The organism is Nocardioides sp. LMS-CY (assembly GCF_018732145.1).
GTDB lineage: Bacteria > Actinomycetota > Actinomycetes > Propionibacteriales > Nocardioidaceae > Nocardioides > Nocardioides soli.
Map to the genome: position 1 here is coordinate 1,310,656 of NZ_CP076104.1, position 24,820 is coordinate 1,335,475.

Here is a 24,820-nt window from a genome sequence, read left to right on the forward strand (position 1 = left end):
ACTCTAGGACGTGGCACCCACTCACCCCGCTCCGTCCGGCGTCCCCTCCGGTGTGCTGGTGCTGGCGGCGACGCCGATCGGACAGGTCGGGGACGCGCCGCCGCGACTGGCCGAGGAGCTGGCCGGCGCCGACGTGGTCGCCGCCGAGGACACCCGTCGGCTCAAGCGGCTGACCACCGACCTGGGCGTCACGATCGCCGGGCGGATCGTGTCGTACTTCGAGGGCAACGAGTCCGCGCGCACCCCCGTGCTGCTGGAGGCCCTGCTGGCGGGCGACCGGGTGCTGCTGGTCACCGACGCCGGGATGCCGAGCGTCTCCGACCCCGGCTACCGCCTGGTCGCGGCCGCCGTCGAGCACGACGTCCGGGTCACCGCCGTCCCCGGCCCCTCGGCCGTGCTGACAGCGCTCGCGCTCAGCGGGCTGCCGGTCGACCGCTTCTGCTTCGAGGGCTTCCTGCCGCGCAAGGCCGGCGAGCGGTCCCGTCGCCTGGCCGACCTGGCGGGCGAGCAGCGCACGATGGTCTTCTTCGAGGCGCCGCACCGCACCGAGGCGGCGCTCGCGGCGATGGCGGAGGCCTTCGGCGGCGACCGGGCCGCGGCGGTGTGCCGCGAGCTCACCAAGACCCACGAGGAGGTACGCCGCGGGCCGCTCGCCGACCTGGTCGCCTGGGCGGCCGAGGGCGTGCGCGGCGAGGTCACGATCGTGGTCGCCGGCGCGGCGCCGGTCGCCGAGGTCGGATCGGACCCGGCCAGCCTGCTCGCCGCGGTCGGGGACCTCGAGGCCGCGGGCCTGCCCCGCAAGGACGCCATCGTGGACGTGGCCCGGCGCGCCGGCGTACCGAAGCGAGAGGTCTACAACCTCGTCCACGGGGGAGGAGGCGCATGAGCGAGCGGATCCGGGTCCTCCACCACGACGGCCTCAGCTTCGACGTCCTCGACGAGGGCCCGAGCGACGGGCACCCGATCGTGCTGCTGCACGGGTTCCCCGAGCGCAGCACGACCTGGCGGCTGGTCACGCCGCTGCTGCACGAGGCGGGCTTGCGCACCTACGCGCTCGACCAGCGCGGCTACTCGCCGGGCGCCCGGCCGCGTCGGCGTCGGGACTACCGGATGTCCCGGCTCGCGGGCGACGCCGTCGCGCTGATCGAGCGGATCGGCGGGCCGGTCCACCTGGCCGGTCACGACTGGGGCTCGGCGGTCGGCTGGGCGGTCGCGATGCGCCGGCCCGACCTGCTGCGCAGCTGGACCGCGATCTCGGTGCCCCACCCCGCGGCCTTCGCCCGGGCGATGAGGACGCCGGCCCAGCGCCGGCGCTCGCGCTACATGGCGTTCTTCAACCTGCCGCTGCTGCCCGAGCTCAGCGCCCGGCGCCCGGGTGGTCGCTTCGACCAGAGCATGCGCCGGGCGGGCATGAGCGACGCCGAGGTGGAGCGGTTCCGCCGCGAGATCGTGGAGTACGGCGCGCTGCCGCACGCGCTCGGCTGGTACCGCGCCCTCCCGCTCGCCCGGCCCGGATCGGCCGACCACCGCGTGACCGTGTCCACGACGCTGGTCTGGAGCGACCGCGACGTGGCGATCACCCGGACCGGCGTCGACGGCACCGCCGCGTGGGTCGACGCGCCGTACCAGCTCGTCGAGCTGACCGGCGTCAGCCACTGGATCCCGACGCAGGCGCCCGACGACTGCGCGGCGGCGATCATCGAGCGCGTGGTCGCCTCCGAGGTGGGTGCGTGAGAACCCCACGATTCCCCGGGGACCCCGCATGAGCACCCTCCTGCCGGCGCCGGAGCCCCTGCCGCACCCGGTCGTCGACAACCACTGCCATCTCGACATCGCCCGGGGCGACGAGCCGGCGCTGCCAGTGGCCGAGGCGCTCGCGGCGGCCGCCGCCGCGGGTGTGCCGCGGATCGTCCAGATCGGCTGCGACCTGCCCGGCGCGCGCTGGGCGGTCGAGGCGGCCGCGACGTACGACGCGCTGGTCGCCGGGGTCGCGCTGCACCCCAACGAGGCGCCCCGGCTGCCGTCGCTCGACGACGCGATGGCCGAGATCGAGGCGCTTGCGGCCGCGCACGACCGGGTGCGCGCGGTGGGGGAGACCGGCCTGGACTTCTTCCGCACCGGCGAGGAGGGCCGGGCCGTGCAGGAGGAGTCCTTCCGTCGGCACATCGACCTGGCCAAGCGGCTCGACAAGACGCTGGTGATCCACGACCGGGACGCCCACGACGACGTCCTGCGGGTGCTCGACAGCGAGGGCGCCCCCGACCGGTGGGTGATGCACTGCTTCTCGGGCGACGCCGACTTCGCGCGGGCCTGCCTCTCGCGTGGTGCGCACCTCTCCTTCGCCGGCACCGTGACGTTCAAGAACGCCGCGCCGCTGCGCGACGCCCTCGCCGTCACCCCCCGCGACCGGGTGCTGGTCGAGACCGACGCGCCGTACCTGACGCCGATGCCGCACCGCGGCCGCACCAACGGCTCCTACCTGGTGCCGCTCACGGTGCGGGCGATGGCCGAGGTGCGCGGTGACGACCTCGGCGAGCTGTGCGCGGCGATCGAGGCGAACACCTTCGCCGCCTTCGGCGGGTCCTGGTAGGGCGGGCCTGTCAGGCGAAGCGCGCGCGACACGCCGGTGCGCCGCGGCGTGTCGCGCTCGTTTCCCCGGGCAGCCGGTGAAACGAGCGCGGGGCCGGTGGGTCTGATGTGACGGATGGGGTCTGCGGGGCGTTGAGAGGCGGCTCACGATTTCCGCAATTTCGCCTGGTTCAGTTTGCAACGAGCCGGGAAGGCTGGTGGTCTGGACTACCGATGGCCGGGATCGGGACCCGATCTGACCAGTGCAGGTGGCCGCATCAGGCCGCCGGAAGTCCCCCGAGACAGCTCACCACCAGGCTCACCACCAGGCTCACCACCAGGGTGGAGACACGTGTCGGGCGCGCTGGCACCCGAGGCCCGGAGAGTACGACGTTCGGAGAGACGTGCCCGACAACGAGCACACCAGCCGGTTCCGCCGCTTCGCCACCAGCCGACCCCTGATGATCGCCACCGCGGCGGTCGCCGTCGCCGCGGTCGCCGGCACCGCGTGGGGCTACAGCGCGCTGAGCAAGTCCGTGACCCTCACCCTCGACGGCAGGTCGCAGGAGGTCTCCGCCTTCGGCGGCACGGTCGGCGACGTGCTTGAGGCCGAGGGCGTCGAGGTGACCGACCGCGACGAGGTCGCGCCGGCGCTCGACGAGCAGGTCAGCGACGGCACCCGCATCTCGGTCCACTTCGCCCGCCCGTTCGAGCTCAACGTCGACGGCACGAGCACGACCCACTGGGTCACCGCGACGACCGTCTCGGGGGCGCTCGACGAGGTCGGCAAGCGCTACGCCGGCGCCGATCTCTCGGCGAGCCGCGGTGGCGCGATCGACCGCGGCGGGATGTCCCTCGACGTCGTCACCCCCAAGAAGCTCACCGTCGAGGTCGGCGGCCGCAAGCCGGTACGCCGTACGCTCACCGCGCTCACCGTCGAGGACGCCCTGGGCGAGCTCGGCGTCAAGGTCGGCAAGCACGATCGCACCGAGCCGGCCGTCGACCACGTGCTCGAGGACGGCGACCGGGTCGTCTTCACCGACCGGCGGATCGTCCGCAAGCGGGTGGGCGCCGAGGCCGTGCCGTTCGGCACCGTCGAGCGCACGGACGGCTCGATGTACGAAGGCGAGGAGTCCGTGGTCCGCGAGGGCCGCAGCGGCCTGCGCGACGTCACCTACCGCATCGTCTACCGCAACGGCGAGGTCGCCGACCGCACCGTGCTCCGCCAGGCCGTGAAGCGGGCGCCGGTCGACCGGATCGTCAAGGTCGGCACCAAGAAGCAGGTGGTCAGCTTCGCCGGCGGCAACACCGTGTGGGACCGGCTCGCGCAGTGCGAGTCCGGCGGCAACTGGGCGATCAACACCGGCAACGGCTACTACGGCGGACTCCAGTTCAGCCTCGGCACCTGGCAGGCGCACGGCGGCACCGGCCTCCCGAGCAACGCGAGCCGCGAGACACAGATCGCCATCGCGACCAAGCTCCGCGACGCCTCCGGGGGATACGGCGCCTGGCCGGCCTGCGCGGCCAGCCTGGGCCTCCCGCGCTGAGCTCGGCCGGCTCCAGGTTCAGCGCAGCCGGATCATGACGATCCGGCTGGCCGAGCCGAAGCCGTGCTTGCCTCGGTAGATCACCCGGAGCCGGTGCTCGCCGTCCTGCTTCTTGCGAGGCAGCCGGAGCGACGTCTTGCCCTTGGTGAGCTTCTTCGCCCCGAGGGACCTGCCGGAGTAGCCGATCCGCACCTTGCCGGGCACCTCCGGACCCGGTGAGGTCGCGCGGATGATGACCGCCACCCGTCGGCCGGTCCGCGCCTTGCCCACCTTGATCCGCAGCCGGACCGGTGCAGGTGCGACGACCGGCGTCTGGGCGCTCACCGTCCCGGGCTCGTAGCCCGGGCTGGTGAAGGTCTCGGTCACGGTCACCCGCGAGCCCACGTCGGCCAGCGACACGACGTACGACCGGCCGCGGCGAACCTCGGTGCCGTCCACCGACCAGGCGTAGGTCGACCTGCCCGGTGCCGACCAGGTGCCGCCGGTGACCTTGAGCCGAGACCCGGCCTGCACCTTGCCGGAGATCGACGGCCGACCGAAGGCGACCGGCGCCGGCCCGAGCCCGACCGGTCCGCGGTCGAGGGTGAGGGTGGTGGCGGCGTACCCGTTGCTCGAGAAGTACTGCGTCAGGCGCACCACCTTGCCCAGGTCGCCGGGCCGGATCGTGTAGGACCGGCCGGTGCCGACCCGGGCGCCGTCGATCGTCCAGGTCAGCGTCGTCACGCCCTTGACCGGGAACGTCGCCCGCTTGGCCACCAGGGACGCCCCGACCTCGGCCGGGCCGGTGACGGTCAGCGCCCGGTTCGGAGCCGGCGGGTCGCCCTCGATGACCTGCGGCGTGGTGACGCTGGCCGTGCCGGTCTCGCCGCCGACGGTGGCGGTGAAGGTCTCGGTGAGCGTGATCTGCTGCCCGAGCCGGGCGGGCCGGACGACGTACGTCGGTCCGCTCGCGATCTTGCTCGGCCCGACGTACCAGGCGAACGTCGAGGTGCCGGCGACCGGCCAGGTCGCACCCTGTGCGGTCAGCGTCTTACCGACCTGCGCGGTGCCGACGATCGTCGGTCCCTGGGTCGGCACGACCGCCTGCGCGCCCGGGCTCACCAGCATCGGGACCGCGGCGACCGCCAGCACACACAGCGTCGCGACGACGCGTCTCACCCACACGCCACCATCAGAACACATGACGAGGGTCCCGGTGCGGCGCACCGGGACCCTCGTCATGTCACTCCAGGCTCACTTCACCTTGATCTTGACGGTCTTCCTGACCTGGCCGAACCCGGTCGCGCCCGGGTAGGTGACCTTGAGCTTGTACTTGCCGGCCTTGTGCGCCGGGAGCTTGACGGTGACCTTGCCCTTCTTGAGCTTCGCGGCCTTGAGCTTCTCGCCGGCGTAGGTGAGCTTCACCTTGCCGGGCACCTTCAGGTCGGGTGAGGTGGCCCGGACCGTGACGGACACCTTCTTGCCCCTCTTGGCCTTGCTGTGGCCGACGTTCAGGCTCACCTTCGCCTTGGCCACCTTGCCCGACGTGGCGCTCGCCGTGGCGATCGCATAGCCGGCCGCGGTGAACGTCTCCGTCGCGGTCACCTGCTTGCCGGCGTCGGCCGGCTTCGGCTGGTACGACGCGCCGCTGCCGACGGTCTTGCCGCCGACCGTCCACGTGTACGTCGAGGTGCCCGGGACGCTCCACTGCGCGCCGGTGACCTTCAGGGTGCGGCCGACCCGCGCCGTGCCGGTGATCCGCGGCGCGGCGGCGGCGGTCGGTGCGCCGGCCTGGGTCGCCGGTACGCCGGAGGTGGTGACGGTCGTGCTGGCGTAGCCCTCCTTGGTGCCGGTGACCCGGGCCGAGAGGGTGTGGCCGACATCGGCGCCCTGCACCTGGTAGGTGCTGCCACCTGCGCCCGGGATCGGTGTCCCGTCGCGCAGCCAGGTCGCCGTGGTGGTCACGCCCTGCTGGAACCAGGCGGGAGCCGTCGCGGTCAGGGTGCTCCCCGGCTGCGCGGTGCCGCTCAGGGACGCCCCGCCGAGCGCGGCGACGAACCGCTTGCCGACCTTGAGCACCATCTTGTCGGCGGACTTGTCAGAGGAGACAACCTGGATCATGGTGCCGGCGCCGGCGACCTTGGTGGAGAACCAGCCGTTGGCGTCCTCAGTCCAGTAGCCGTCGACGTTCGAGTCGTCGAAGACCGGCACGCTGGGGCGCGCGGGAACGTCAACCGACTGAGAGCCGCCCCCCACCACCTCGCGGGTCAGCGAGAGGGCATTCGTCTCGTCGACGTCGAACGTCGCGTCGAACGCCTGGAGGCGGCCGTTCGCCGCGGCATCGGCCCCGGTCCCGCTCCACGTGATCGAGGCCGGGTTCGCATCGACGGGCAGGTTCGCGCCGTAGCCCGGGTGCTCACTGGTGTTGTTGTCGCCGTAGGCGCCGTTGGAGTAGTAGACGAGCAGGCCGTCCTCGTAGGAGTAGTGGTCCACCTTCTTCCCGGGTGCGGAGACCGCATAGTCATGGCTGTACGGACCCTGGCTCAGGGCCACGTCGTACCCGTCGAAGGTGCGGTTCTCAGCCACATACGAGTGCGCGAAGTCGTACTCGTACTGGCCGTCGACCACGGAGTGGAACCCGTCGAGGACCCAATCGTTGGTCGCGCCGAACGCCGTCGAGTAGGTGCCGACGGAGACGTTGCGCACCAAGAACCCCGCACCGTGGGTGTTGGCGTCGGTGACGTAGGCCCAGCGCAACTGGACCTCTTGTCCGGCGTAGGCGCTCAGATCGGCGGTGATGTCGGCGAAGGAGAGCTGGTTGCCGGTGATACCGCCGCCGGCGACCGAACTGCTGGTCATGACGTTCGACCAGTCGCCCCCGTCGGGCCGCACTTGGAGGTAGGCGAAGTCGGCGCCGTTCTCGATGCTGTAGGCGACGTTCGCGGTCAGGAGCGGCGAGCCCCCGGGGAGTGAGATGGGCGGGCTGGTCGCGGTGACCGACGTGTCGTCCTTCGTGCCTGAATAGAGGTAGTTGCCAGTCGACACCGGGCCCGTGGCGATGTCGTGGCCCTCAGGAAGAGTGACCAGGACGGCCTGCTTGCCGGTCGACGTGGCGTGGTACGACGGGCCGAGGACGACCTCCTCCGAGGCGCCGGCGCCGTCGACGACGGCGAGGTCAGCGAAGCCGTCCGCCGTCTCGCGGCCGTACCAGCCGAGGAAGAGCTTCTCCGTCGCGCCCATGTGGCCGGCCGAGTTGCCGGTGGCACCGTCGCCGTGGCCGAGCCAGGAGCCGGAGTCCATCAGGGTCCAGAAGCCGTTGCTGTTGTCGCCACTGCCGGTGTCGTAGTAGTCGCGGAGGCCGAGGTCGTGACCGAACTCGTGCGCGAACACCCCCAGGCCGCCGTTCTCGGGCTCGGTGGTGTAGTCGAAGATCCAGTAGCCGGTGTCGCCGATCTGGACGCCGCCGACGAGGCAGTCCGACTCCGGGGCCTCGACGTCCATGCCCGCCGGGCACTCCGGGCCGTCCTCCCCGAAGCCGTCGGTGTTCGCGGCCCAGCGGTGCGACCAGATGGTCCAGATGTCCGCGCCGGCCTCCTCGCCCTCGCCGGCGTGCACGGCTTGGAAGTGGTCGATGTAGCCGTCCGGTTCGTCGTAGTCGCCGTCACCGTCGATGTCGTAGCGGTCCCACTGGTCGTACTGCGCGAGGTAGTCCCGGATCTCGTCGTCGGTCTTCCCGGCGACGACCTGGGCGTCGTACCAGGCGGTCGCGCTGTCCCCGATGAACGCCGTCATCTCCGGCTGGTTCTCATAGCCGTCCTCGTCGGAGTAGAAGGCCTCCGAGTGGGGCACCTGCACCCAGTCGGAGACGTCGCCCTCCAGGTCGAAGCGGCCGCTCGACATTTCTGAGTAGAGATCCTTGAACGACTCGCCGCCCTGCTCCGGCATGCCGTTGAAGAACATGTCCTCGAAGTGCTGGCGGTTGAAGTCGGCCTTCCAGTACGTCGAGTTGTCCGACGGGCCCGGTGCGGGGATCTCGTTGTGGAGCGGACCCTCGGCGGGGAAGTCCTCGTTGGCCAGGTCGGCCGGGTCGTCCTCGCCGAACTCGACCAGGAAGGTCAACAGGTTCGCGTGCTGGGTCACGCCGTACTCCACCTCGACGCCGTTCGCCATCTCGATGGTGCGGTTGCGGCCCCTGCCCTTGAGCTCGGCGTCGCCGTCGAGCAGCTCCTCCACCGCCTGCTGTCGCAGCGCGGTGCGGCGCGCGGAGAGCGGATGGCTCCTGTTGTCGAGCTTCTTGGCACCCGGGTCCGCCTGGGGCGCGGCAGGCAACGTCTCCGGTGCCGCCTGGGCCGGCGTGGCGACCATCGGCAGCACGGCGACGACCGCGATCGCGCTGAGGGTCGAGATGGCACGTCTCATCAATGGGTTCCTCCGAGTCGGTCGCGGACCCGGGCCCGCAGCGATGTGCCTCGGACCCTAGCGACGTCCGCCGACGACCGCCGCCGAATCGGAGCACCGCCTCGCGCTGACTACGCTGACGACCATGTCCGACACGTCCGCCGAACCTCGCCTGCTCGGGCCGGCAGACGTGCGTGCGCTGGCGGCGCGCCTCGACCTGCGCCCGACCAAGCAGCGCGGCCAGAACTTCGTGATCGACGCCAACACCGTGCGGCGGATCGTCCGCGAGGCCGGCGTCACCGCCGACGACGTGGTGGTCGAGGTCGGGCCGGGGCTGGGGTCGCTGACCCTCGCGCTGCTCGAGGTCGTCGGCCGGGTGGTGGCGATCGAGGTCGACGACAAGCTCGCGGGGCTGCTGCCCGAGACGATCGCGGCGTACGCGCCGGCCCAGGCCGACCGGCTCGAGGTGGTGCGCGCCGATGCGATGCGGGTCGACGAGGTGCCGGGCCCGCCGCCGACCGCCCTGGTCGCGAACCTGCCCTACAACGTCTCGGTCCCGGTGCTGCTGCACCTGCTCGCCCTGCTGCCGTCGCTCGAGCGCGGCCTGGTGATGGTGCAGGCGGAGGTGGCCGACCGGCTGGCCGCCCCGCCCGGCTCCAAGGTGTACGGCGTCCCGTCGGTCAAGGCCGCCTGGTTCGCCGACGTACGCCGAGCGGGCGCGATCGGCCGCAACGTCTTCTGGCCCGCGCCCAACGTCGACTCCGGCCTGGTCGCCTGGACCCGCCGCGAGCCGCCGAGCACCACGGTGCCGCGCGAGCGGGTCTTCGACGTGATCGACGCGGCCTTCGCCCAGCGCCGCAAGGCGCTCCGCGGCGCGCTGCGGGTGCTCGCCCCGGCCGACGTCGTCGACGCCGCGCTGGAGCAGGCCGGCGTGGCGCCGTTGGCCCGTGGCGAGACCCTGACCGTCCACGACTTCGTGCGGATCGCAGAGGGGTTGGCGTCATGAGGCTGCGCCGGGCGCCGGGCGGCGGTGAGTCAGCAACCGTTCCGACCGGCGGATCGGTTGCTGACACACCGCTCGACGCGCGCGACGGCGGCGAGCGGTGCGTCAGCAACGCTTTGGGCGCGCCGTTCGGTTGCTGGCGCACCGCCAGTGGGCGGGGGACCGCATGAGCATCACGGTCCGCGCCCCCGCGAAGATCAACCTCCACCTCGGCGTCGGCGCCCCGCGCGAGGACGGGTTCCACCCGCTGACGAGCGTCTACCAGGCGGTCGGCGTGTACGACGACCTGACGCTGGCCGACGCCGACGGTTGGTCGGTCGACCTCACGGTCGCCGGCTGGATGGACCGCGACCACGTGCCGCTCGCCGGCGACAACATCGTCGACCGGGCGGCGGCGCTGCTGGCCGCCCGCCACGGACTCGCGGTCACCGGCGAGGTGCACATCGCCAAGGAGATCCCGGTCGCCGGCGGCATGGCCGGCGGCTCGGCCGACGCGGCAGCGGCGCTGGTCGGCCTCGACCGGCTGTGGGGAGCGAACACCTCCGACGACGACCTCCTCGCGCTCGCCGCGCAGCTCGGCAGCGACGTGCCGTTCGCCCTGGTCGGCGGCACCGCGCTCGGCACCGGCCGCGGCGAGATCGTCGAGCCGGTCCCCGACCACGGCACGTGGTGGTGGGTGCTGGTCCCCTCGACGAACGGGATGTCGACCCCCGAGGTCTACCGCCACTACGACCGGCTCTTCCCGGACGCCCCCGCCGTACCCCCGATGCCGGAGGCGCTGCTCGCGGCCCTCGATGCGGGCGATCCCCGCGCCCTCGCGGCCGCCCTGCACAACGACCTCCAGCCCGCCGCGCTCGACCTGCGGCCCGACCTGGCCCGGCTCATCGACGCCGGCGAGGCGGCCGGTGCGCTGCGCGGCGTCGTCACCGGCTCTGGGCCGACCTGCGTCTTCCTCTGCGAGTCCGCCGACGCGGCGCGGGCGACCGCCGCCGAGCTGCGCGCGAGCCACGACGTCGTCCTCGTCACGACCGGCGCGGTCGCCGGGGCACATCCGGTGGCCTATGGCTAACCTGCTCAACCTCGAGCGCGTCTCGAAGTCCTACGGCATCCGCCCGCTGCTCACCGACGTCTCGCTCGGCGTGGCCGTCGGTCAGCGGATCGGCATCGTCGGGCGCAACGGCGACGGCAAGACCACCCTGCTCGAGGTGATGACCGGGATCGAGGAGCCCGACTCCGGACGGGTCTCGCGGCAGCGCGGCCTGCTCGTGGGCTACCTCCACCAGGGCGACCAGCTCGAGGACACCCACACCGTCCGTGAGGCGGTGCTCGGCGGCCGGTCCGACCACGAGTGGGCCGCCGACCCGCGCACCCGCGAGATCGTCGACGTGCTGCTCGCGGGTGTCGAGCTCGACCGCGCCGTCGTCGGCCTCTCCGGCGGCGAGCGCCGACGCTGCTCGCTGGCCGCGCTGCTGCTCGACGACCACGACCTCGTCGTACTCGACGAGCCCACCAACCACCTCGACGTCGAGGCGGTCGCCTGGCTGGCCCGGCACCTCGCCGCCCGGCCGTCGGCCCTGGTGGTGGTCACCCACGACCGATGGTTCCTCGACGAGGTCTGCCAGTGGACGTGGGAGGTGCACGACGGCGTCGTCGACGCCTACGAGGGCGGGTACGCCGCGTTCGTGCTCGCCAAGGCCGAGCGGCAGCGGCAGGCCGCGGCCTCGGAGGTGCGCCGGCAGAACCTGGTGCGCAAGGAGCTCGCCTGGCTGCGCCGCGGCCCGCCGGCCCGGACCTCGAAGCCGAAGTTCCGGATCGACGCGGCCAACCAGCTCATCGAGGACGTACCGCCGCCGCGGGACCGCCTCGAGCTGCAGCGGTTCGCGGCCCAGCGACTCGGCAAGGACGTGATCGACGTCGAGGACGTCGACCTCTTCCGCGGGGACCGCCAGCTGCTCTCGCACGCCACCTGGCGGCTCGGGCCGGGCGACCGGGTGGGCATCGTCGGCGTCAACGGCGCCGGCAAGACCTCGGTGCTCTCGTTGCTCGCCGGTGAGCTGGCCCCGGCTGTCGGACGGGTCAAGCACGGCCGCACCGTCGCGCTCCAGCACCTCACCCAGCAGCTCGACGACCTCGACCCCGAGGGCCGCGTGCTGCCCACCGTGGAGTCGATCCGCCGGGTCACCCGCACCACCGACGGCGAGATCACGGCGACGGCGCTGCTGGAGCGGTTCGGCTTCACCGGCGACCGTCTCACCGCGCGCATCGGCGACCTGTCCGGCGGCGAGCGGCGTCGCTTCCAGCTGCTCCGCCTGCTGCTCACCGAGCCCAACGTGCTGCTGCTCGACGAGCCCACCAACGACCTCGACATCGAGACCCTGAACGTCGTCGAGGACTTCCTCGACGGCTGGCCGGGCACCCTCGTCGTGGTCTCCCACGACCGCTACTTCCTCGAGCGGGTCACCGACTCCGTCTGGGCGCTGCTCGGCGACGGCCAGATCTCGATGCTGCCGCGCGGGGTCGACGAGTACCTGGAACGTCGAATCGGGTCTTCCGGCCAGTTGAGTCCGGAATCTTCTCCGGACTCAACGGTCACCACCCCCGAGTCAACCGTCACAACTCCCGATTCGACCGCGAAGGCCAAGGCCGGCAGCGCGGAGGAGCGGGCGGCTCGCAAGGTGATCGCCCGCATCGACCGACAGCTGGAGCGGATCGCCGAGCAGGAGGCGGAGCTCAACGCGCAGATCGAGGCGCTGGCACCGCAGGCCGCGGAGCGGTACGAGGAGCTGGCCGGGCTGAGCGCACGGCTCGGGACGCTCGCCGACGAGAAGGGCGAGCTCGAGCTGGAGTGGCTCGAGGCCGCCGAGGTGCTGGAGTAGCCGGGATCAGTCGGCGAACGGCGCCAGGAGCGTGCGCAGCAGCGCCGCCAGCCGCCCGCGGTCCTTCTCGGGCAGCCCGGCCAGGAAGGTCTGCTCGGCCTCGAGCAGACTCTCGAAGGCGGCGTCCACCGCCTCCTTGCCCTCGGGGGTGAGCCGCACGAGCACGCCGCGCCGGTCACGTGGGTCGGGCAGCCGCTCGACCAGGCCGCGGCCGGCGAGCCGGTCGACCCGGTTGGTCATGGTGCCGCTGGTCACCAGCGTCTCGCGAAGCAGGCGGCCGGGGGAGAGCTCGTACGGCGCGCCGGCTCGGCGCAGCGCCGCCAGCACGTCGAACTCCCACGACTCGACCTGCGCGGTGGTGAACGCGTCCCGCCGGGCGAGGTCGAGATGGCGGCCCAGCCGGCTGATCCGGCTGAACACCTCGACCGGGGCGAGATCGAGGTCGGGGCGCTCTCGTTCCCAGGCCTCGACCAGCTCGTCGACCTCGTCCCGCATGCCGTCAGCGTAACCGATCCGGTCGAGAATCTTGACATCAAGACAAAGACCACGGAAGATATCTTGATGTCAAGAGACTTCGGAAGGACCGCGATGTCACACACCTGGGACCCCGACCGCTACCTGACCTACGCCGACGAGCGCGGCCGCCCGTTCGTCGAGCTGCTCGCCCGCGTCGGCGCCGACCGGCCGGCCACGGTCGTCGACCTGGGCTGCGGCCCGGGCAACCTGACGACGTTGCTGGCCGACCGCTGGGCGGGCGCCCACGTGGTCGGGCTCGACGCCAGCCCCGAGATGATCGCGAAGGCGCGCGAGCTCGGCGGCGACGTCCGCTTCCACGTCTCCGACCTGCGCGACTGGGCGAGGTCGGGTCCGACCGACCGGGGCGAGGTCGACGTGCTGGTCTCGAACGCGACCCTGCAGTGGATCCCCGGCCACCTCGACCTGCTGCCCGCGCTCGTGGGCCGGCTCGCCCCCGGCGGCTGGCTCGCCTTCCAGGTGCCCGGCAACTTCGACGAGCCCAGCCACACGCTCCGCGACGAGCTCGCCGCCGAGGCGCCGTACGCCGAGCACACCTCCGGCGTCGCGGTGCCGAGCAGCCACGACCCGGCGGTCTACCTCGACGCGCTCGCGCGCCTCGGCTGCACGGTCGACGCCTGGGAGACGACGTACCTGCACCTGCTCACGGGCCCCGACCCGGTCTTCACCTGGGTGTCCGGCACCGGCGCCCGCCCCACGCTGCAGGCGCTCCCCGACGACCTGCGCCCGGCGTTCGAGGCGGAGTTCAAGCGGCGGCTCGCCGCGGCGTACCCCCGGCACGAGTACGGCGTGGTGCTGCCCTTCCGCCGGATCTTCGTGGTCGCGCAGGTGCCCGCATGAGGCTGCACCACGTGCAGGTCGCCTGCCCGCCCGGCGGCGAGGACGCCGCCCGCCGCTTCTACGCCGACGGCCTCGGCCTGGCCGAGGTCGCCAAGCCGGCCGACCTCGCCGCGCGCGGCGGCGCCTGGTTCCGCCGCGACGGCGTCGAGATCCACGTCGGCGTCGAGGACCCGTTCGCCCCGGCCCGCAAGGCCCACCCCGCGCTGCTGCTCGACGACGTCGCCGCGCTGGAGGCGCTGGCGCTGCGGCTCGCGTCGCTCGGGTTCGACGTCGACTGGCGCGAGCGGCACACCTTCGACGGCTACGAGCGCTTCCACACCCGCGACGCGCACGGCAACCGCGTGGAGGTGCTCAGCCGCCGGTGACGGCCTTCTTGCCGAGCACGACCGCGCCGGCGCCGAAGAAGCCGATCAGCGCCCAGCCGAGCGGTGCGCTGCCGCCGCCGAGCACGAGGGCGACCCCGCCCAGCACCGGGACGAGGAGCGCGAACGCCACCAGCAGCATCGACCAGTTGACGCGCCCCTTGCTCACCCGCACACGCTATCCGGCAGTCCTGAGGTCCAGCGTGCCGGGATCGCGGGATAGACCGTGGGGATAGTCCGTCACGTTCCGGTTGCCGATCCTGGCGGTTGGCAACCGAAACGTGACGGACTATCCCCGATATCAGGCCCGAGCAGGCACTCAGGCCAGGAAGATCGGGTTGGTCAGCGCCACCATCGCGTCGGTCGTCGCGGGGCCCTGGCGGATCTCGGCCCGCACGAACGGCGTACCGCCCGGCACCGACTGCTCGACCAGCAGTGCTCCGTCGGCGCCGGCGACCACGGGGGCGCCGTACGTCGTGGCGCCGGGGCCGATCAGCGTGGCCACCGAGCCGGCCGGTACGCCGGAGGCGTGCAGGCGCACGGTCACCTGGTCGGCGGGGCCGCTCGCGAGCCGGTCGCCGCACTCCGCCCGGGACCCACCCAGCGTGGCGGTGAACTCCAGGTCGACCGCCGAGGAGCCGGTGATCCACGAGTGCCCGGCCCGGTAGCCCGCCATGAGCGCGGTCACCGACAGCCGGTCGGCCCGGACCACGGTCTGGGCCAGGCCGATCCGCTGCGCGGCCTGGTGGGTGTCGGAGTTGCCGACCGCGGGCTTGAAGACGCCGGCGGTCAGCAGGTCGTGCCACCGCGCGACCGCCTTGGTGTTGGCGGCGGCGTTCAGGCCGCTCCAGGGACCGTTCCACACCTCGACCGCGTCCATCTCGGCGAAGTCGTCGCCGAACTGCCAGCCGTTACCGCCGCCGATCTGGTAGGGGTGGGCCGCGATCGAGAGGCCCCTCAGCCTGCGCACCCGCTCGGTGAACCCCGCGAGCCTCCCGTCCTCCGGGCGGTAGCGCCAGTCGATCCAGGTGCCCGTGGGCAGCCCCGCGGCGAGCCAGTGCCCGGCGCGGGTGGTCACCTCCTCGCCGGGGATGACCAGGAAGCCCTTCGGCACGACGCGCCCCCAGATCCGCTGGGCGGAGCTGGTGTTGTGCTCGGAGGTGCCGATGAAGTCGAGGCCGGCCTTGCGGGCGTACCCGATCACGTCTCGCGGCGTCTGCGAGCCGTCGGAGTGCACGGTGTGCACGTGGAGGTCGCCGCGGTACCAGCCCGGCCCCGTGCCGGGCACCGACGTGGGCGCGGGGCGGGGCCGGAAGCGCTTCCCGGGCCTGCCGAAGTGCAGGGTGACGTCGACGCGGTACGGCGTGCCCGCGGGGGTGATCTGGTACGGGCCGAGGATCAGGTTCCACCGGCCCGGCGTGATCGGGCCGGCCAGGTACCCCGGAGTGGCGGACGCGCGGCTGATCCGGAAGGACCGTCGCTTGCCGCCGGACCAGCCGCGGAAGCCGCGGGTGTTCCCGAGCCCGCGACCCGACGGGTCGAAGATGCCGATGTCGACCACGTTCAGCGAGGTCGGGCCCAGGCTCACCGGCGCGTAGTCGTACTTCACCGAGATCGCCCGGACGCCCTTCGGCACCCGGAACGGCAGGTAGACCCAGTCGGGGACGTCGTCGCCGGCGAACCGGCCCTTGAACGTCTGGGTGCGGGTGCGCTCGCCGGCCATCGCCGGCTCGAAGGTCACCAGGGCGGCGGAGGTGGCGACTCCAGCGCCGGCCAGGAAGAGCGATCGGCGGTCGAGGTGTGCGTCGGTCATGGTGCCGACAGCATGGCCCATGACGGGGCCGAGGTCACGACAACCCGGGGCCGCCGTGTCCCATCCCGGGGTCGACCGGATGCACGATCGGTCTCCGCTCGCCGACGAGGCGGCGCTGCGCCCAGGTCGCGAGCAGGGTCAGCAGCAGGTTGACGACGATGTACGTCGCGGAGAGGACCACCGCGGTCTGGAACTGGTTGCCGAACTCGGTCCAGATCTGGCGACCGACCGTCGTCAGCCCGGGAGCGAGCACGTAGTAGCCGAGGCTGGTGTCCTTCAGGGCGACCACGCACTGGCTGATGATCGCCGGGATCATGATCTTCACGGCCTGGGGCAGCTGGATGGTCACCATCACCTGCGTCTTGCGCATGCCGAGCGCGTACGCCGCCTCCACCTGTCCCTTCGGCACCGCGAGGATGCCGGCGCGGACGATCTCCGCCAGGACCGAGCCGTTGTAGAGCGTCAGCCCGGCCACCACCGACCAGTAGGAGCTCAGCCCGGCCGGTCCGAGGAACAGGAAGATGATCAGCAGCAGGAGGGGGACCGCGCGGAAGAACTCCACGATCAGCCACGACGGCCACCGCACGGCGGCGTGCTCCGACAGCTTGCCGACGCCGAACACGGCGCCGAACACGACGGCGAGCAGGATGGCGAGCACCGCCATGGCGAGCGTGTCGAGGAGGCCCTCCCACAGCACCTGGACGTACGCCGGGGTGACGAAGGGCTCCCAGAGCTCGTACTCGAGCTCGCCCTGCTCGTCGAGGTACCACACGAACCAGCCCAGCAGGGCGAGCAGGCCCACGCCGGAGAGGAGGGCGTACAGCCGGTGCCGGGCGCGCGTTCGCGGCCCGGGGGTGTCGAAGAGGACGGTGCTCATCGGGGGTCCCCGCGGAAGTGTGGGCTGGAGGAGCGAAACGGGGGAAGCCCGCAGTTTCGTGGGGTGTTCATCGCGCCGCCCTCCAGCGCCGTTCGAGCCCGATCGCCCCGGCCGAGATCAGCTCGACGAGCACGATGTAGAACGCGGCGAAGACCAGGAAGATGACGGTGTCGTCGGCGCTGTTGTTGGTGAAGTAGCGCATCCGGCCGGTCAGCTCCATGAGCCCGAAGACGGCGGCGATCGAGGTGTTCTTGGTCATCGCGATCAGCACGCTGGCCAGGGGCGGTACGACGGCGCGGAACGCCTGGGGCAGCACCACGCTCCCCATCGTCTGGGTGAAGGTGAGACCGATCGCGCGCGCGGCCTCCGCCTGCCCCACCGAGACCGCGTTCACCCCGGACCGCACCGCCTCGCACACGAACGCCGAGGTGTAGACGCTCATCGCGATGACGCCCTTGACGAGGAACGGGGTGCCGACGAACCAGCCGAGGTTCGGCGCGGCGATGAACACGAACACGAACACCAGCAGCAACGGGGTGTTGCGCACCAGCGCCACGTAGGTCGTCCCCGCGGCCCGCAGGACGGAGATCGGCCCGACCCGCAGCGCGGCCAGCAGGGTGCCGAACACGAGCGAGCACAGGCCGGAGAGCACCGAGAGCTGGATAGTCAGCCAGAACGCCTGGAGCACCAGGTCGTACTGGTCGAGCAGGTCGTCCAACCCTCGGCCCTCTCTCCGTCAGCGAGTCGTCAGCGAGTCGTCAGCCCGTCGTCACGCGGCCGGGCACTCGTCCATGGCCGGGGGATCGGGGGTCTCGACGCCCGACTGGCCGAGCGTCGCCTCGAACGCCGTCGCCCACGCGCCGTCGTCCTGCGCGTCCTCGATCGTCTCCGTGATCCACTCGCACATCTCGGGCGCGTCGATGGAGTAGCCCACGCCGTACCGCTCCTCCGAGAACGGCTCCACGACGACCTTGAGCTGGTCGGGGTTCTCCGCGGCGTACCCGAGCAGGATCGCGCCGTCGGTGGTCATCGCGTCGACCGTGCCGTTGAGCACCTGGTCGACGCACTCGGAGTAGGTGTCGAAGCCGCGCGGCTTGGCGCCCTCGGCCTCGATGTTCTCCAGAGAGGTCGAGCCGGTGACGGAGCAGACCTCGGTGCCCTTGACGTCGTCGAGGCTGTCGATGTCGCTGTCGGTGCCGACCAGCAGCTGCTGGCCGGTGACGTAGTAGGGGCCGGCCTGGCCGACGACCTGCCGGCGCTCGTCGGTGATGGAGTACGACGCGATGACCAGATCGACGGTGCCGTTCTGGAGGAACGGCTCGCGGTTGTCGGAGATCGTCTCCTTCCAGGTGATGTCCTCGGGCGCGATGCCGAGGTCGGCGGCCAGGATCTTCCCGATCTCGGGGTCGAAGCCGACCGGCGCGTCGTCGGTGGCCCCCTTGAAACCGATGCCGGGCTGGTCGAACTTCACGCCGATCGTGACCGAGCCCGCGTCGGCGAGCTCCTTCATGCGGGTGCCGTCGTCGAACTCGTCGGCGGCGTTCTCCTGCACCTCGACGTCCGAGCCCTCGTCGCCGTCGTCGCCGGCGTCACCGCAGGCCGCGAGAGCGCCCGCCAGGGCGAGGGCGACGGCCGCCGCCCGGACCTTCTGGATGTGTCCCATTTTCTTCTCCTCTTTCCGAGTGAGCGGTGAAGTGCGAGGGGCGGTGCCGGGGAGGGTCAGTGCTTCAGGATCTTGCCGAGGAAGTCCTGGGCCCGCTCCGAGCGCGGGTTGGTGAAGAAGTCGTCGGGCGTGCTCTCCTCGACGATCGCCCCGTCGGACATGAAGACCACGCGGTCGGCCGCGGTGCGGGCGAACCCCATCTCGTGCGTCACCACGATCATCGTCATGCCGCCGCGGGCGAGGTCGACCATCACGTCGAGGACCTCCTTGATCATCTCCGGGTCGAGCGCCGAGGTCGGCTCGTCGAAGAGCATCAGCGTGGGGTCCATGGCGAGCGCGCGGGCGATCGCGACGCGCTGCTGCTGGCCACCCGAGAGCTGGGCCGGGTACTTGGCCGCCTGCTGGCCGACCCCGACCCGGTCGAGCAGCTCGCGGGCGCGCCTCTCGGCGTCCGCGCGCTTGGTGCCGCGCACCTTGATCGGGCCGAGCGTGACGTTCTCCAGCACGGTCTTGTGGGCGAAGAGGTTGAAGCTCTGGAAGACCATGCCGACGTCGGAGCGCAGTCGGGCGAGCTCCTTGCCCTCCTGGGGCAACGGCCGGCCCTCCAGGGTGATCGAGCCGTTGTCGATCGTCTCGAGCCGGTTGATGGCGCGGCACAGTGTGGACTTTCCCGACCCGGACGGTCCGATGACGACGACCACCTCGCCGCGGCGGACGGTCAGGTCGATGCCCTGGAGGACGTGCAGCGAGCCGAACCACTTGTCGACACCCGCGAGCGCCACCACGGTCTCGGTGCCGGTCTCCGGAGTCGTGGCTGCCGTCATGAGGGGACACTAGTCACCGATGGCCCGTTCGGGCTACCTATGCACTGGGGTTGTGCACTGGGGTCGTCGTGGTTTCGGGCGGTCCGCGGGCGCGCCGTACCCTGGCGACTGTCATGAGCGCACGTACCTACGAGGTCCGCACCTACGGGTGCCAGATGAACGTCCACGACTCCGAGCGGCTGTCCGGGCTGCTGGAGGACGCGGGCTATGTCGGCGTTCCTGACGGGGAGCAGGCCGACGTCGTCGTGTTCAACACCTGCGCGGTGCGCGAGAACGCCGACAACAAGCTCTACGGCAACCTCGGCCACCTCGCGCCGGTCAAGGCGGCGAGGCCCGGCATGCAGATCGCCGTCGGCGGCTGCCTGGCGCAGAAGGACCGCGCCACGATCACCCGGAAGGCACCGTGGGTCGACGTCGTCTTCGGCACCCACAACATCGGCTCGCTGCCGGTGCTGCTGGAGCGGGCCCGGGTGCAGCAGGAGGCGCAGGTCGAGATCCTCGAGTCGCTCGAGGTCTTCCCCTCGACCCTGCCGACCCGCCGCGAGTCGGCGTACGCCGCCTGGGTGTCGGTGTCGGTGGGCTGCAACAACACCTGCACGTTCTGCATCGTCCCTGCGCTCCGGGGCAAGGAGAAGGACCGCCGGCCCGGTGAGATCCTGGCCGAGATCGAGGCGCTGGTCGCCGAGGGCGTCTCCGAGGTCACGCTGCTGGGCCAGAACGTCAACTCGTACGGCGTGGAGTTCGGCGACCGCCAGGCGTTCTCGAAGCTGCTGCGCTCCTGCGGCTCGATCCCCGGCCTGGAGCGGGTGCGCTTCACGTCGCCGCACCCGGCGGAGTTCACCGACGACGTCATCGAGGCGATGGCCGAGACCCCGAACGTGATGCCGCAGCTGCACATGCCGCTGCAGTCCGGCTCCGACAAGGTGCTGCGTGACATGCGGCGCTCGTACCGCCAGAAGAGGTTCCTCGGCATCATCGAGCGGGTCCGCGCGGCGATGCCCGACGCGGCGATCACCACCGACATCATCGTGGGCTTCCCCGGCGAGACCGAGGAGGACTTCCAGGAGACGCTGCACGTCGTGCGCGAGGCACGCTTCTCGGGTGCCTTCACCTTCCAGTACTCCAAGCGGCCCGGCACGTCCGCCGCCGAGCTCGACGACCAGGTCCCGCCGGAGGTGGTCAAGGACCGCTACGAGCGGCTGGTCGCGCTGGTCAACGACATCGCCTGGGAGGAGAACAAGCGCCTCGTCGGCACCCGGGTCGAGCTGATGGTCGCCGAGGGGGAGGGCCGCAAGGACGCCGAGACGCACCGGCTCTCCGGCCGCGGCCCCGACAACCGCCTCGTGCACTTCGCGTGGGACCCGGTGGCCGCGGAAGGCGCGCCAGCGCCGGTGGGCACGGTGGTTGAGGAAGGCGCGCTAGCGCCTGTCTCGAAACCCCGTCCCGGCGACCTGGTCACCGTCGAGATCACGTACGCCGCGCCGCACCACCTCGTCGCCGACGGCGGCGTGATCGACGTGCGCCGCACCCGCTCGGGCGACGCGTGGGAGGCCCGGAACTCCGCCCCGTCCACGACCGCCGGAGTCGCGCTCGGCATGCCGACCCTCGGCGTTCCCGCCCCGCTCCCGGACGCGCCCGCCTGCGGCTGATCTCCTCACGGTGGTTGAGGTGCGAAGGCGCCCTGGCGCCTGAGCCTCGAAACCACCGCCGGTCGCCCTACAGCTCGTCGTCCGCCCGAGGATCGAGCCGGGGATAGCCCGCCTTCGGCGGGATGCCCTCGGGGTTGTCCTCGGGGTTGCCGACGGACTGCTCGGGCAGCGTCTCCTCGTCGGGGGCGCGCTCGTGCTCGGAGACGTCGCGCAGCCCGTCGGTGGCCTCCTGGCCCGGCCCCGCGTGGCCGACCCGCTCGCTGCTCACGCCCATGCCGCCGGTCGCGCGCTGGGGTCCCGAGGAGCCGGGCGTGGAGGACTGGAGCTCCTCGTCGCGGTCGCCGCTCATGCCGGGGACTCCTTCTCGGGCTCGTCGTCCTCGCCGTCGGCGCTGCGGGTGGCCTTGGTCGAGGTGTCCTCGCCGCTCTCGACCTCCTGCTTCAGCGGTTCGGGCACCTGCTGGGCGATCGACGGGTTGTCGGACACCGGGGGATCGGGGATCGTCCCGTTGGCGTCGTCGGGTTTGGCGTCGGGGCCGCCGGGGTTGGGCTCGCCGGGCTCGATGACGGGTTCGGGCATCGGGCCGAGGTCGGACTGGTCGGAGGTCACGCGCGCCTCTCTAGAATCTCTAGAAGCCGAAGGTCGAGTACGCCTCCGCGGTACCCGTTCGCACCGCCTCCAACACGGCCCGCTCGTGCGGCACCACCGGCTCGGGCAGCTCGGCGAGCGGGCACCAGCGCAGCTCGGCGGCCTTGTCGGCCTCCATGATCCGGGGCACGCCCGACCACGACCGGGCGGTGAAGAAGAAGTCGATCCGCTCGTCGATCGGCTGGTCGTGGAGGGTGCGCTGCATCGACGTCACGAACCTCAGGTCGACGTCGCCGATCCCGAGCTCCTCGAGCGCCTCCCGGCGGGCCGCGTCGTACGCCGTCTCGCCGCGCTCCACGTGGCCGGCCGCGGCGGCCGCCCAGTGGTCGTCCATGTAGCCGGTGTTGCGCCGCAGCTGCAGCAGCACCTCCGGTCCGGCGGCGCCGTCGCGCAGCAGGAACACGTACGCCGCGGGCACCACGACGAAGCGCCCGTGCGCGGCGGCGTACTCCTCGGTGTAGGGCTCGACCCCGGTCACTCCTCGTCCTCGGTCTCGTCCTCGAGGTCGTGCGGCGTCGTCTCCGCCTCGCCCGCCTCGCCGTAGATCGTGCCGGTCTCCGGTGACGTGGCTCCCGGCTCGGTGCCCTCGAACTCCTCCTGGTCGGGCTCCTCCTCCGGCTCCAGGTCCTCGGTCAGGTCGAACTCGCTCATGCTTGCCAGACTAGCCACATGCCGAGCCATCCGAACCCGCCGATCGTCGCGGTCGTCGGCGCCACCGCGTCGGGCAAGACCGGCCTGTCGCTCGGGCTCGCCGCCCGGCTCGGCGGCGAGGTCGTGAACACCGACGCGATGCAGGTCTACCGCGGCATGGACATCGGTACGGCGAAGCTGGCCGAGGCCGACCGCGACGGCGTCCCGCACCACCTCCTCGACGTGCTGAGCGTGCGCGAGCCGCTGACGGTCGCGGAGTTCCAGGGCTGGGCCCGCGGCGCGATCGTGCGGCTCCGCGCCGCGGGCCGGGTGCCGGTGCTGGTCGGCGGCTCGGCGCTCTACACGCGGGCGATCCTGGACCGGTTCGAGTTCCCCGGCACCGACGACGCCGTACGCCGTCGGCTGGAGGCCGAGCTCGAGGAGGTCGGCAGCGCGGAGCTGCACCGTCGACTCCGGGAGGTCGACCCCGAGGCGGCCGACCGGATCCTGGTCGAGAACGGCCGCCGCATCGTGCGCGCCCTCGAGGTCGTCGAGATCACCGGCCGGCCGTTCAGCGCGTCGCTGCCGACGCTGGAGTACGTCGACCCCGCGTCCGTGCAGATCGGCGTGGACATCGACCGTCCGGCGCTGGACGAGCGGATCGCGCGGCGGGTGGAGTCGATGTTCGAGCAGGGCTTCGTGGCCGAGGTCGAGCGGCTGCTCGACGAGGGGCTGGCGGAGGGCCGCACGGCGGTGACGGCGATCGGCTACCGCGAGGTGGTCGCCCACCTGCGCGGTGAGCTCACCCTCGACGAGGCGCGCGAGCGCACCGTCGTCGCCACCCGGCGCTTCGCCCGCCGCCAGGACTCGTGGTTCCGCAAGGACCCGCGGGTCACCTGGCTCCGGTACGACGACCCGGAGCTGGTCGACCGGGCGGTGGCCGTGGTGTCGTGGTCGGGAGGCTTGCCGGGATAGTCCGTCACGTTCTGGCGGTCCCACACGCCGGATCGCAACCAATTCGTGACGGACTATCCCGGCGGTCACCTCGGACGCTCGACGATCACTCCGCGGCAGAGCAAGAACGGTCGGGCGCACCGGCGGCGATCGCGGCCAGACTGGACCCATGACCGAGACCGGGCGCGACCGCCTTCGCGAGCTCCTCGACGCGGTGCTCGACGAGGAGCACCGCAGCCTGGGGGAGATGGCGAGCGGGGCGTTCTCGTCGCCCTACCACTTCGCTCGCCAGCTGTCCGCGGGCGCCGGTGAGCCACCGGTGGCGATGCGCCGCCGGGTGATGCTCGAGCGGGCGGCCTGGCAGCTGCGGCGTGGTGCGACCGTGACCGACGCGGCGTTCGCGGCCGGCTACGAGTCCGTCGAGGGCTTCGCCCGGGCGTACGTGCGGGCCTACGGACACCCGCCGAGCGAGCGGGTCGACGGACACCACTGGCTGCCGGCGCCGAACGGCATCCACTTCCATCCGCCCACCTCGCTGTGGGTGCACACCGGGGAGCACACCATGACCCAGCCGCTCGACCTGCTGGTCCACCACGACCTCGACGACACCCGCGAGCTGATCGTGCTGGCCAAGCAGCTCGACGACGCGGCGTACCGCGCCGAGCTGCAGCCGGGCAGTCGCGTGCACAGCTGGGAGGGCGAGGAGGCGTCGGTCGCCGCGGTGCTGACCAGTCAGGTGCACACGAAGGAGGTGTGGCTCGCGGCGATCCTGGGCGAGGACTTCCCGGCCGACCGGCCCGACGATGTCGTGGCCCTGCTGCGTCGCCACGACGACGTCGCGGCGCGCTGGCTCGACATGCTCCGCGACATCGAGCGGCGTCGGGCCTGGGACGACCGGATCGTCGACGCGCTCTGCGACCCGCCCGAGAGCTTCGTGCTCGGCAGCATCGTCGCCCACGTGCTCACCTACTCCGCGCACCGCCGGCTCGGCGTCCGCGCCATGCTGCGCGACCACGGCGTCGAGACCGACGAGGGCGACCCCATCAACTGGCTACGACGACGATCGGACCCCGACGCATGAAGACCACGTTCTACACCGCGACCACCCTCGACGGCTTCCTCGCCGACGAGCACGACTCGCTCGACTGGCTGCTCAGCCAGCCCATCGACGACGACGGGCCGTTCAACTACCAGGCCTTCATGACCGACGTCGGCGCGATCGCGATGGGCGCCACGACGTACGAGTGGGTCCTGGCGCACCACGTCGACCAGGGCGAGAAGTGGTTCTACGAGCAGCCGTCGTGGGTGTTCACCCACCGTGACCTGCGCCGGGTGGCCGACAACATCACGCTGACGTCCGCGCCGGTCGCCGAGGCACACGCCGCGATGGCGGCGGCCGCCGGCGGCCGGGACATCTGGATGGTCGGCGGCGGCGACCTGGCGGCGCAGTTCGCGGAGGCGGGGCTGCTCGACGAGGTGGTGGTCTCGATCGCGCCGGTCACGCTCGGCGCGGGGCGGCCGCTCTTCCCGCGTCGCTTCGACCTCGAGCTGATCGAGCACGACCGCAATCAGGCGTTCCTGTGCGCCCGCTACCGGGTGGTCGGGCCGCGTTTGCCACCGGCCTGAATGGGCACGGGGAGGGGCAGCCACTCTCG

At 72.2% G+C, this 24,820-nt stretch carries 26 protein-coding genes; 13 read left to right on the forward strand and 13 right to left on the reverse strand.

The genetic code is table 11. The features are described from left to right. Positions 1-10: 10 nt before the first annotated feature. From rsmI to KM427_RS06270, 4 genes are all read left to right on the forward strand, one after another. The gene (rsmI, locus tag KM427_RS06255; protein WP_252275093.1) at positions 11-886 is read left to right on the forward strand and encodes a 16S rRNA (cytidine(1402)-2'-O)-methyltransferase; all 876 of its coding nucleotides are present in this window, start codon (positions 11-13) and stop codon (positions 884-886) included. Then, positions 883-1,734 (forward strand): alpha/beta fold hydrolase, encoded by an 852-nt coding sequence (locus KM427_RS06260; protein WP_215526647.1) that lies wholly within the window; start codon positions 883-885, stop codon positions 1,732-1,734. The genes rsmI and KM427_RS06260 overlap by 4 nt, the downstream gene beginning before the upstream one ends. A gap of 28 nt (positions 1,735-1,762) precedes the next feature. Further along, complete coding sequence (locus KM427_RS06265) at positions 1,763-2,590, forward strand: TatD family hydrolase (RefSeq protein WP_215526648.1); 828 nt, start codon at positions 1,763-1,765, stop codon at positions 2,588-2,590. 382 nt (positions 2,591-2,972) lie between these two features. After that, positions 2,973-4,115, forward strand: coding sequence for a resuscitation-promoting factor (locus tag KM427_RS06270; RefSeq protein WP_286674335.1), 1,143 nt, complete (start codon positions 2,973-2,975; stop codon positions 4,113-4,115). An 18-nt stretch (positions 4,116-4,133) separates the two neighbouring features. On the opposite strand, the gene KM427_RS06275 is transcribed toward KM427_RS06270, so the two are convergent. Then, positions 4,134-5,279, reverse strand: coding sequence for a hypothetical protein (locus KM427_RS06275; protein ID WP_215526649.1), 1,146 nt, complete (start codon positions 5,277-5,279; stop codon positions 4,134-4,136). Positions 5,280-5,348: 69 nt separating this feature from the next. After that, the gene (locus tag KM427_RS06280; RefSeq protein ID WP_252275096.1) at positions 5,349-8,513 is read right to left on the reverse strand and encodes an immune inhibitor A domain-containing protein; all 3,165 of its coding nucleotides are present in this window, start codon (positions 8,511-8,513) and stop codon (positions 5,349-5,351) included. A 124-nt stretch (positions 8,514-8,637) separates the two neighbouring features. Here KM427_RS06280 and rsmA point away from each other — a divergent pair, with 124 nt between their 5' ends. From rsmA to KM427_RS06295, 3 genes are all read left to right on the forward strand, one after another. Further along, positions 8,638-9,498 (forward strand): 16S rRNA (adenine(1518)-N(6)/adenine(1519)-N(6))-dimethyltransferase RsmA, encoded by an 861-nt coding sequence (rsmA, locus tag KM427_RS06285; RefSeq protein ID WP_215526651.1) that lies wholly within the window; start codon positions 8,638-8,640, stop codon positions 9,496-9,498. A 163-nt stretch (positions 9,499-9,661) separates the two neighbouring features. Beyond that, positions 9,662-10,564, forward strand: coding sequence for a 4-(cytidine 5'-diphospho)-2-C-methyl-D-erythritol kinase (locus tag KM427_RS06290; protein WP_215526652.1), 903 nt, complete (start codon positions 9,662-9,664; stop codon positions 10,562-10,564). After that, positions 10,557-12,371, forward strand: coding sequence for an ABC-F family ATP-binding cassette domain-containing protein (locus KM427_RS06295; protein WP_215526653.1), 1,815 nt, complete (start codon positions 10,557-10,559; stop codon positions 12,369-12,371). Before KM427_RS06290 ends, KM427_RS06295 begins: the two co-directional genes overlap by 8 nt. 6 nt (positions 12,372-12,377) lie before the next feature. On the opposite strand, the gene KM427_RS06300 is transcribed toward KM427_RS06295, so the two are convergent. Continuing rightward, positions 12,378-12,866: a MarR family winged helix-turn-helix transcriptional regulator gene (locus KM427_RS06300; protein ID WP_183591389.1), complete on the reverse strand. Its 489-nt coding sequence runs from the start codon at positions 12,864-12,866 to the stop codon at positions 12,378-12,380. A 93-nt stretch (positions 12,867-12,959) separates the two neighbouring features. Between KM427_RS06300 and KM427_RS06305 the strand changes: the two genes are divergently transcribed. Both KM427_RS06305 and KM427_RS06310 read left to right on the forward strand, forming a co-directional pair. After that, positions 12,960-13,745, forward strand: coding sequence for a methyltransferase domain-containing protein (locus tag KM427_RS06305; RefSeq protein WP_215526654.1), 786 nt, complete (start codon positions 12,960-12,962; stop codon positions 13,743-13,745). Continuing rightward, complete coding sequence (locus tag KM427_RS06310) at positions 13,742-14,110, forward strand: VOC family protein (RefSeq protein ID WP_215526655.1); 369 nt, start codon at positions 13,742-13,744, stop codon at positions 14,108-14,110. The genes KM427_RS06305 and KM427_RS06310 overlap by 4 nt, the downstream gene beginning before the upstream one ends. Here KM427_RS06310 and KM427_RS06315 read toward each other — a convergent pair. The 6 genes from KM427_RS06315 to KM427_RS06340 form a co-directional block, all read right to left on the reverse strand. Next, positions 14,097-14,276, reverse strand: coding sequence for a hypothetical protein (locus tag KM427_RS06315; protein ID WP_215526656.1), 180 nt, complete (start codon positions 14,274-14,276; stop codon positions 14,097-14,099). The two genes, KM427_RS06310 and KM427_RS06315, sit on opposite strands and share 14 nt — an antisense overlap. A 150-nt stretch (positions 14,277-14,426) precedes the next feature. Then, entirely contained in the window at positions 14,427-15,920 is a 1,494-nt protein-coding gene (locus KM427_RS06320; protein WP_215526657.1) for a CehA/McbA family metallohydrolase, read from the reverse strand. A 34-nt stretch (positions 15,921-15,954) separates the two neighbouring features. After that, the gene (locus KM427_RS06325; RefSeq protein ID WP_183591384.1) at positions 15,955-16,797 is read right to left on the reverse strand and encodes an amino acid ABC transporter permease; all 843 of its coding nucleotides are present in this window, start codon (positions 16,795-16,797) and stop codon (positions 15,955-15,957) included. Between the two features lie 67 nt (positions 16,798-16,864). After that, positions 16,865-17,515 carry an amino acid ABC transporter permease gene (locus tag KM427_RS06330; protein ID WP_183591383.1) on the reverse strand — a complete coding sequence of 217 codons (651 nt, stop codon included), beginning with the start codon at positions 17,513-17,515 and terminating at the stop codon, positions 16,865-16,867. 51 nt (positions 17,516-17,566) lie between these two features. After that, the gene (locus KM427_RS06335; protein ID WP_183591382.1) at positions 17,567-18,460 is read right to left on the reverse strand and encodes a glutamate ABC transporter substrate-binding protein; all 894 of its coding nucleotides are present in this window, start codon (positions 18,458-18,460) and stop codon (positions 17,567-17,569) included. Positions 18,461-18,516: 56 nt separating this feature from the next. Next, on the reverse strand, positions 18,517-19,284 hold the full coding sequence (locus KM427_RS06340; RefSeq protein ID WP_215526658.1) for an amino acid ABC transporter ATP-binding protein: 768 nt from the start codon (positions 19,282-19,284) through the stop codon (positions 18,517-18,519). 113 nt (positions 19,285-19,397) lie between these two features. Here KM427_RS06340 and miaB point away from each other — a divergent pair, with 113 nt between their 5' ends. After that, positions 19,398-20,933, forward strand: coding sequence for a tRNA (N6-isopentenyl adenosine(37)-C2)-methylthiotransferase MiaB (gene miaB, locus KM427_RS06345; protein WP_215526659.1), 1,536 nt, complete (start codon positions 19,398-19,400; stop codon positions 20,931-20,933). 67 nt (positions 20,934-21,000) lie between these two features. Here the strand turns inward: miaB and KM427_RS06350 are convergent, their stop codons facing one another. From KM427_RS06350 to KM427_RS06365, 4 genes are read right to left on the reverse strand one after another with little or no spacing between them, the layout of a single operon-like run. Next, positions 21,001-21,282 carry a hypothetical protein gene (locus KM427_RS06350; protein ID WP_183591379.1) on the reverse strand — a complete coding sequence of 94 codons (282 nt, stop codon included), beginning with the start codon at positions 21,280-21,282 and terminating at the stop codon, positions 21,001-21,003. After that, positions 21,279-21,542 carry a hypothetical protein gene (locus tag KM427_RS06355; RefSeq protein ID WP_183591378.1) on the reverse strand — a complete coding sequence of 88 codons (264 nt, stop codon included), beginning with the start codon at positions 21,540-21,542 and terminating at the stop codon, positions 21,279-21,281. The genes KM427_RS06350 and KM427_RS06355 overlap by 4 nt, the downstream gene beginning before the upstream one ends. A 19-nt stretch (positions 21,543-21,561) precedes the next feature. Next, on the reverse strand, positions 21,562-22,059 hold the full coding sequence (locus tag KM427_RS06360) for an NUDIX hydrolase (RefSeq protein WP_215526660.1): 498 nt from the start codon (positions 22,057-22,059) through the stop codon (positions 21,562-21,564). Beyond that, on the reverse strand, positions 22,056-22,232 hold the full coding sequence (locus KM427_RS06365) for a hypothetical protein (RefSeq protein ID WP_183591376.1): 177 nt from the start codon (positions 22,230-22,232) through the stop codon (positions 22,056-22,058). Before KM427_RS06365 ends, KM427_RS06360 begins: the two co-directional genes overlap by 4 nt. Positions 22,233-22,250: 18 nt before the next feature. On the opposite strand from KM427_RS06365, the gene miaA reads away from it, so the two are divergent. The 3 genes from miaA to KM427_RS06380 all read left to right on the forward strand — a co-directional run bounded on the left by miaA (position 22,251) and on the right by KM427_RS06380 (position 24,791). Further along, positions 22,251-23,186 carry a tRNA (adenosine(37)-N6)-dimethylallyltransferase MiaA gene (gene miaA, locus KM427_RS06370; RefSeq protein ID WP_215526661.1) on the forward strand — a complete coding sequence of 312 codons (936 nt, stop codon included), beginning with the start codon at positions 22,251-22,253 and terminating at the stop codon, positions 23,184-23,186. 148 nt (positions 23,187-23,334) lie between these two features. After that, positions 23,335-24,246 carry a helix-turn-helix domain-containing protein gene (locus KM427_RS06375; protein WP_215526662.1) on the forward strand — a complete coding sequence of 304 codons (912 nt, stop codon included), beginning with the start codon at positions 23,335-23,337 and terminating at the stop codon, positions 24,244-24,246. Continuing rightward, the gene (locus KM427_RS06380; RefSeq protein WP_215526663.1) at positions 24,243-24,791 is read left to right on the forward strand and encodes a dihydrofolate reductase family protein; all 549 of its coding nucleotides are present in this window, start codon (positions 24,243-24,245) and stop codon (positions 24,789-24,791) included. Before KM427_RS06375 ends, KM427_RS06380 begins: the two co-directional genes overlap by 4 nt. Positions 24,792-24,820: the final 29 nt, after the last annotated feature.